The organism is Nostocoides sp. (assembly GCF_035343835.1).
GTDB classification, from domain to species: Bacteria; Actinomycetota; Actinomycetes; order Actinomycetales; family Dermatophilaceae; genus Nostocoides_A; species Nostocoides_A vanveenii.
Map to the genome: position 1 here is coordinate 1 of NZ_DAOQZV010000176.1, position 6,831 is coordinate 6,831.

The following is a 6,831-nucleotide window of genomic DNA, read 5'->3' on the forward strand; positions in this document are numbered from 1 at the left end:
AAGGCGGCCCGTGCGGCAGCCAAGCGCCGCGGCGGTGGGTCGGCCCTGCCGGGCCTGGTGGCCGAGCGGATGGATCCGGGCATCCTCGGACACGCCCTCGGATCCTTGCCCGGCGGCATCGTCGTCGTGACCGGCACCAATGGCAAGACCACGACGACCCGCATGCTCGTGGCGCTGCTCCGCGCCCACGGACGCACGGTGTTCACCAACCCGACGGGCAGCAATTTCACGCGGGGCGTGATCTCCGCGCTGCTCGGCGAGATCGGCGTGCGGGGGCGGTTGAGCGCCGATACCGCCGTCCTGGAGTTGGACGAGGCGCATGCATTGAAGTTCGCCGCCGCCGTCACGCCCACGCATGCGCTGCTGCTGAATGTCGCTCGCGACCAACTCGACCGGTTTGCGGAGATCGACCATACGGCCCGGCTGCTCGCCGACCTGGCGGCGCGCACGAGCACGGGAGTGGTGCTCAATCGCGACGACTCCTTCGTCGCCCGGATCGAGGGCACGCTGGCGGACTCGGTGCGAATCGGCCGGTTCGGTCTGGATGCCTCGATCGCCGACCGGCTCGGGGAGTTGCAGGAGCAAGACACCCGCGCCGACGACGACTTCGTCGTCTCGCCCCCGGACGCCGACGACGTCCTTCTGCGGCCGCGTGACGAGCGTCGCTTCGACATCGTCGTCGGGCCCGACGGGAGCGGCGGGCTGGTCGGGCCGGTGGAACTGAAGCAGCGTGGGCTCGCCGCGATGATCAATGCGACCGCGGCCACGGCGATGGCCCGGCAGCTCCTGGGCGCGACATTCGATGCCGGCGTGGCCGCCACGGCCCTGGCCGGCGTGACCGCACCCTTCGGGCGGGGCGAGGTCATCGATATCGACGGCACGCCGCTCGAACTCGTCCTGGTCAAGAATCCCGCGGGCTTCACCGTCGCCCTGTCGACCTATGGCACGACGCCGGTGGCGACGATGATCGCGATCAACGACAACTACGCCGACGGGCGCGACGTCTCCTGGCTCTATGACGTCTCCTTCGAGAGCCTGCGCTCGGCGGGCGTTGCGCTCACCTCGGGTGTGCGGGCCTACGACATGGCGCTGCGCTTGCAGTATGACGATGTCCCCGTCGCCGCTGTCGAGCCCGACCTGGGGGCGGCACTCGATCGCTTCCTCGCCGGACATGTGGGCGTGCCGACCCGGATCTTTTGCACCTACACCGCGATGATGACGCTGCGCCGGATCCTCGCGGCACGCTACGACTTGCCGGCGTTCGGCGAGGAGGGCGGATGAGCGGCGCCACGGCATACGGGCGGATGAGCGGCAGCGAGGGAGGCACGCGATGAGCAAGGGCGAGGTGCACGTCGTCCATCTCTATCCCCGGGAAATGAGCATCTACGGCGACCTGGGTAACACGCGTGCGCTCAGTGCGCGGCTGACGCGGCACGGCTATACGCCGGTGGTGCACAACCACCATCCGGGGGCGGTGTTCCCCGAGCAGGCGCACCTCGTGCTCGGCGGCGGCGGACAGGACTCCGGTCAGGCGCGCGTGGAGGCGGACCTGGAGGCAATAGGGCCACGGTTGACCGAGCTCGCCGCCGGTGGGACGCCGATGCTGATGATCTGCGGGATGTACCAACTCTTCGGAAACGCTTTCGTCACCGTGGACGGCAAGCGCCTGCCCGGGCTGGGCATCCTGGACGTGACGACCCAGGGCAATCCGAAGCGGATGATCGGACCTGTGGTGATGAGCACCGACTTCGGTGACGTCGTCGGCTACGAGAACCACTCCGGGTCGACGCGGCTCGCCGGCGGCCAGGCTGCCTTCGGCCGGGTGCGCTCCGGTTTCGGCAACAACGGCGAGGACGGCACCGAGGGTGCCCGCACCGGCAATGTCTTCGGCACCTACCTCCACGGCCCGATCATCCCGGCCAATCCGCGCTTCGCCGACGCCCTCTTGGCGTATGCCGTTCCCCTCGCCACCGGGGCGGCCTTCAGGCCGGGGGAGTTGGACGACACCTTCGCCGACGAAGCCCGCACCCGCCAGGTGGCCCGCCTCGTGGGCTGACAGGCGCCCATGCGCCGAACGCGCCAACAACGACTGGGCCCTCGCCGGGTCTTCGACAACGGGGGGAGCAGTCGGTCGCCTCAGGGCACGCTAGGGGCGGGCTCGTCATCGGGCGCCGGTGTCTTGGGCATCATCGACCAAGCCAGCCAGCCGATCGCGCCCATGGGCACTTCGAGCAGGTGGGTGAAGATCGAGAAGAGCACCACGCCCGCCGTCGCTTCGGCCGGCGCGGCCCCCCAGGCCACCAGGGCGGCAGCGGTGCCGGTCTCGGTCACGCCGACGCCGCCAGGGGTGATCCCGACGGCCGTCAGTAGGCGGCCGATGGCGAATGCCGCGAAGAGTTCGCCGTGGAACAACTCAACGCCGGTCGTGCGCATGATCGCCAAGAAGACCAGGTAGTAGAAGGCGAAATAGCCGACCAGGCCCATGGTCATCGGGAACCACCCGGTCCGCACCACGTCGATGATCCGCGCGCGCAAATCGGTGACCAGTGCATCGACGCTCATCGATCGCGGCCTGCGCCGGGTCAGCGGCCGCAGCATCCGGTCCACGCCCCGCCCGACCGTGGTTGCTGCCCGACCGGAGGCGAGCACCGCGATGAAGACCGCGACGATGGCTGCGCCGCTGGCCACCGCGGCGACTGCGGCGTCGCGCATGATGCGAGGCATCTCGGCCCGCCCGAGGGTCAGCAGGACGATGGCGATCAGGGGCAGCGCAATGCGGAACAGGGTGTTCCAGACGGCTGAGACGATGATCGATGTCGAGACCGCCCGGCGGGTGAAACCCCAGGAGCGGCAGATCGTGAAGGTAGCCGCCATCCCCAACGCGCCGCCCGCGGGCAGCAAATTGCTGACAGACGACCCACAGACGTTGACGATCAGCGCACGGAGGTGGCTCAGGCCGGGCATCGACCCGGTCAGGGTGAAGGTGTAGGCACCGAGCCCGGTGACCACGAGCGCGACGAACCCGAGCGACTGCCAGGCCGAGACCGTGCCGATGACGGACCAGATCGCCGGCCAGGAGGTTTTGGCAAAATAGGGCAGCCCCCACCCCAGGAGCGCCCCGGCCAAGGCGAACCCACCGATGAACTGGAGCACCTGACGCGCTCCGATCCGCCGACTGGCGTCAGCGCTCGCGGTCATCCCAGCCCCGCGAAGATGCCGCGCCGGATCGGCGCAGCCAGGGGCAGCGCGGGATCCCGGAACCATTCCCGCCCGAAGATCAGGTCGTAGGCCGGCCGCGGAATCCGCAAGAAGGCCGCCAGCGTGCGATCCGCACCATCAGCGCTGGCCTGCGAGGCGTGAGCTCGCATCGAGGCGCGCTTCGCGGCGGCATACCGGATCACGTCGATGCGGTGCGTGATGTCGCGCCGCGGACTGTATGCCGTGGTGAACGCGTGGATGTCGAACTCCGGTGGGTAGCGGTAGACCCGGGCGGAGGCCCGGACCGCCGCAGCGAGTAGGTCTCGGGGGATCGTGGCCTCCAGCACCGGCGTCCCGGACAGCGCAGCCGCAGCCGCCCCGACCTCGTGGACGCGCACGTGGTCGCGATGGCCGTACCCCCCGCGGGCATCATACGAAAGCAGGACGTCGGCACGCTCCTCGGCCAGCAGGGACGCTAGCCGCCGGGCGGCCTCGTCCAGGGGGGCGGCAACGAAGGGCACCCGGTCCCCGGTGGGCGGGGGCACCGACCCGCCCATCCCCGAATCGGCGTATCCGAGCCAGACCACCCGCGCCACGCCGAGGGCGGCTGCACTGGCCCGGGCTTCGTCCAGGCGGCGCGACCCCAGGCCCGGGCCGTCGTGAAAGTCACTGGCCGCCAGCCCCTGACCGCCGTCGGTGGCCAGCGCAAGGACCACCCGGTGGCCCTGGGCGGCCGCCTTGGCCATCGTGCCCGCGGTCAAGAGGGCTTCGTCGTCGGGATGCGCGTGAAAGGCGACGACCGTGCGCTTCGGCACCGACGCGGACCCCCTCATGACTCGACATCCTTGCCTACCCCAGGGCCTGCCGAGCACAGGCGCGGACGCATGGCAGGCTGATCCACATGAAAGTCGCCCTGCTTTCCGACTGCTACCCGCCGCGGTTGGGAGGAATCGAGACCCAGGTGCGTGATCTCGGGCGGGCCCTGCTCGCGCAGGGGCACGAGGTGCACGTCTATACCGCGACCCCGGGGATCGACGAACACCGCGGCCGCAGCTGGGAGGACGACGAGGGCGTGCACGTCCACCGGGTCACCATGCATGTGCCCTTCGGGGTCCCGGTCAACCCGCGCGCGCCGAAGCTCATCCGCGGCGAACTCGCGGAGTTCGACATCGCCCACGTCCACATGGGCGTGATCGCTCCGTTCGCGCACGACCTGACCAAGCTCTCGCTCGACCTCGGCTTGCCCACCGCGATCACCTGGCACTCGGTGCTCGGCCAGGGCAGCCTGACCGTCCTGCGTCAACTGGGCTGGGCGCGCGAGTGGGCCCAGCGCGGTGCCACCCTGACGGCCGTGTCGTCGATGGCCGCCGACCGGGTGCGAGCGGCGGTCGGTGACCCCGGCATCGAGGTCGGCGTGCTGCCGAATGGCATCTCGATTCCCGACTGGAGCCTGGCGCGCGGACGCCGCCCGGACGACGCTCCCGTGCAGATCGTGACGGCTCTGCGCTTCGCCCTCCGCAAACGGATTCTCCCGTTGATCCGGATGCTCCGCGAGGTCCGTCGACGCGTCCCAGAGGAAATTCCTTTCACGGCAACCGTCTTCGGCAATGGACCGTATCTCGCTCCGGCCCGCGCGCTGACGACGGCCGAGGACCGCACGTGGCTCAACCTCGCCGGCCGCGTCGCGCGACCGGTGCTCGCCCAGACGTATGCCGATTCCGACCTCTACTTCGCCCCTACTCGTCTCGAGGCCTTCGGAATCGCCGCCCTCGAGGCGCGCACCGCCGGGCTGCCGGTCGTGGCATTGCGCGGCTCCGGCGTCGAGGACTTCATCACGAACGAGGAGAACGGGCTGCTGGCCAAGGACGACGACGCGCTCGTGGATGCGGCCGTCCGGCTGGTCACCGACCATCACCTGCGCCACCGGCTCCGGGAACACAACCTGACGGTGCCGCCCGCCCAAGGCTGGGACAGCGTGGTGCAGCAGTCTCTCGCCGAATACCGCCGGGCCGGTGCCCGCGGGTGACGCGCCCGATCCGCATCGAGGGCGAGACCGTGGCGGGTGAGATCGTCACGGCCTTCGTACTGACCCACGGTGGCGACCCGAGCACCGAGTTGGCCGAGCGGGGTTGGAGTCTGATCGGGCCGGTCGCGGCTTTCACGCCAGCTGACTCGGACGAGGTGATCATCCGGGTGCGGGTGGCTGCGGACCTCGGTGCGGGAGAACGGCATACGACCTGGACGGCGGGCCACGCGCCCGAGGCGGTGCCCGCCGGTGTGGTGCCGATCCAGGTGCAGCGGGTAGCGGCGTACGCCGTCGTCGTCCGGGACGCCGATGTGCTGCTGACCCAACTCTCCCATCGGGTCCGCGGCGTGCCCGGCCGATGGACGCTGCCCGGCGGAGGGGTGGAGCCGGGGGAGGACCCGGGCACCGGCCTGCGGCGCGAAGTGTGGGAGGAAACCGGGCAGCACCTGGGCTCGGTGCAATTGATCGACCTGCTGACCGCGCACTGGGTCGGGCAGGGCCCCGACGGGGTCTGGGAGGACTACCAGGTCGTGCGCCTGGTGTATGCCGCATCGGTCCCCGAGCCCGAACCGCTGGTCGTCCACGACGTCGGCGGCACGACCGCGCAGGCGGCGTGGGTGCCGGCACAGGGCGTCCTCGCCGGGCGTGCGTCGACCTTGGCGTGGCATCGCTGGCCAGGGTGGCTCAGTCACGGGAGCGGGCGAACGAAGCCAACGCCCCGATGAGCGCGAGTGCCGAGCCCAGGCCGATCAGGATATAGGTGCCGCTGACCTCCCAGGCCGGCAGCCGCCCGGCGAGTTGCCAACAGAGAGTGCCGGCCGCGAGGGCCAGCAGCACGAGCGCGCAGAGCACGGTGCCGAGGGCCGGGCCCCGCGAGGCGGCCCGTTCGTGTCCGGTGGGTGCCGCGGGCGACGCCGTAGACGAGGTTCGCGGCCGGTCGCGGGTGGGCGCGGGCCCGGGATCCGGGAGGTGGCCGGAAAAGTCGGTCACGTCGTGCTCCCCACGATCTTGACGACACCGGCACGCAGGTCGACGGTCACGACGGCCACCAGCGATCCGGTGCCGAAGGTCCGGTGGTAGTCGATATCTCGGACGGGTTGACCCTTCTGGGGCACATCGCCCACGAGGATCTGGCCGAGGAGCACTCGGCCGTCGATCCGGACCGATCCGGTCTTGGGCAGCCGGACGGTGACCTCGCCGAGGCCAAGCTCCGTGCTGACCTGCCGTGGGGTCGCCGAGGCATCCGCGGGCAAGTGAGTTAGGTCGATCACCACCGTGCCGACGGCGAGGCGCGTCGATTCACTGCGGGAGCCGGGCGCGACCGTGAGGACCCGATCACCGCTTCCACTGGACCACAGGGGATCGCTCGCGGCGGCGCTGGCGCCCAGCCCCAGGGCGAGCACGAGAGCCAGCAGGGTGCTTAGACCGCCCTTGCGCCCGAGCAGGCCGCCGACGAGCAGGACGAGCGCGACGAAGGCGAGTGCGCCGGCCAGGGCGATCGTGCGCGCATCGCCGGGCCAGTGCTGCTGGGCGTGTAGGGCAGCGACGCCGACGCCGAGGACCAAGCTCAGGCCCGCCAAAACGAGCGCGATCGGCGCACTCAGGCG

The 6,831-nt window shown here is 70.8% G+C and carries 8 protein-coding genes; 4 read left to right on the plus strand and 4 right to left on the minus strand.

The window, feature by feature from the left end; all coding sequences use genetic code 11:
* Both PKH97_RS11975 and PKH97_RS11980 read left to right on the plus strand, forming a co-directional pair.
* Positions 1–1,281: MurT ligase domain-containing protein (locus PKH97_RS11975; RefSeq protein ID WP_324387691.1), on the plus strand; the 1,281-nt coding region annotated here is incomplete at its 5' end.
* A gap of 49 nt (positions 1,282–1,330) precedes the next feature.
* Positions 1,331–2,056 carry a cobalamin biosynthesis protein CobB gene (locus PKH97_RS11980; protein ID WP_324387692.1) on the plus strand — a complete coding sequence of 242 codons (726 nt, stop codon included), beginning with the start codon at positions 1,331–1,333 and terminating at the stop codon, positions 2,054–2,056.
* Between the two features lie 80 nt (positions 2,057–2,136).
* Here PKH97_RS11980 and PKH97_RS11985 read toward each other — a convergent pair whose 3' ends face one another.
* A complete protein-coding gene (locus PKH97_RS11985) occupies positions 2,137–3,198 on the minus strand; it encodes a lysylphosphatidylglycerol synthase domain-containing protein (protein ID WP_324387693.1) in 1,062 nt (353 codons plus the stop codon).
* Positions 3,195–4,031, minus strand: a complete 837-nt coding sequence (locus PKH97_RS11990) for a PIG-L family deacetylase (protein WP_324387694.1) — start codon at positions 4,029–4,031, stop codon at positions 3,195–3,197. The genes PKH97_RS11985 and PKH97_RS11990 overlap by 4 nt, the downstream gene beginning before the upstream one ends.
* Before the next feature lie 68 nt (positions 4,032–4,099).
* Here PKH97_RS11990 and PKH97_RS11995 point away from each other — a divergent pair, with 68 nt between their 5' ends.
* Complete coding sequence (locus tag PKH97_RS11995; RefSeq protein WP_324387695.1) at positions 4,100–5,224, plus strand: glycosyltransferase family 4 protein; 1,125 nt, start codon at positions 4,100–4,102, stop codon at positions 5,222–5,224.
* On the plus strand, positions 5,221–5,949 hold the full coding sequence (locus tag PKH97_RS12000) for an NUDIX domain-containing protein (RefSeq protein WP_324387696.1): 729 nt from the start codon (positions 5,221–5,223) through the stop codon (positions 5,947–5,949). Before PKH97_RS11995 ends, PKH97_RS12000 begins: the two co-directional genes overlap by 4 nt.
* Here PKH97_RS12000 and PKH97_RS12005 read toward each other — a convergent pair.
* A complete protein-coding gene (locus tag PKH97_RS12005; RefSeq protein WP_324387697.1) occupies positions 5,909–6,214 on the minus strand; it encodes a hypothetical protein in 306 nt (101 codons plus the stop codon). The genes PKH97_RS12000 and PKH97_RS12005 overlap by 41 nt on opposite strands.
* Positions 6,211–6,831 (minus strand): hypothetical protein (locus tag PKH97_RS12010; RefSeq protein ID WP_324387698.1); only part of this gene is annotated, 621 nt, incomplete at its 5' end. The genes PKH97_RS12005 and PKH97_RS12010, both read right to left, overlap by 4 nt.

Excerpts from the sequence above, each read along its gene's own strand:
- PKH97_RS11995 (WP_324387695.1), top strand. The coding sequence starts at position 4,100 with ATGAAAGTCGCCCTGCTTTCCGACTGCTACCCGCCGCGGTTGGGAGGA.
- PKH97_RS11980 (WP_324387692.1), top strand. The coding sequence starts at position 1,331 with ATGAGCAAGGGCGAGGTGCACGTCGTCCATCTCTATCCCCGGGAAATG.
- PKH97_RS11985 (WP_324387693.1), bottom strand. The coding sequence starts at position 3,198 with ATGACCGCGAGCGCTGACGCCAGTCGGCGGATCGGAGCGCGTCAGGTG.
- PKH97_RS11990 (WP_324387694.1), bottom strand. The coding sequence starts at position 4,031 with ATGAGGGGGTCCGCGTCGGTGCCGAAGCGCACGGTCGTCGCCTTTCAC.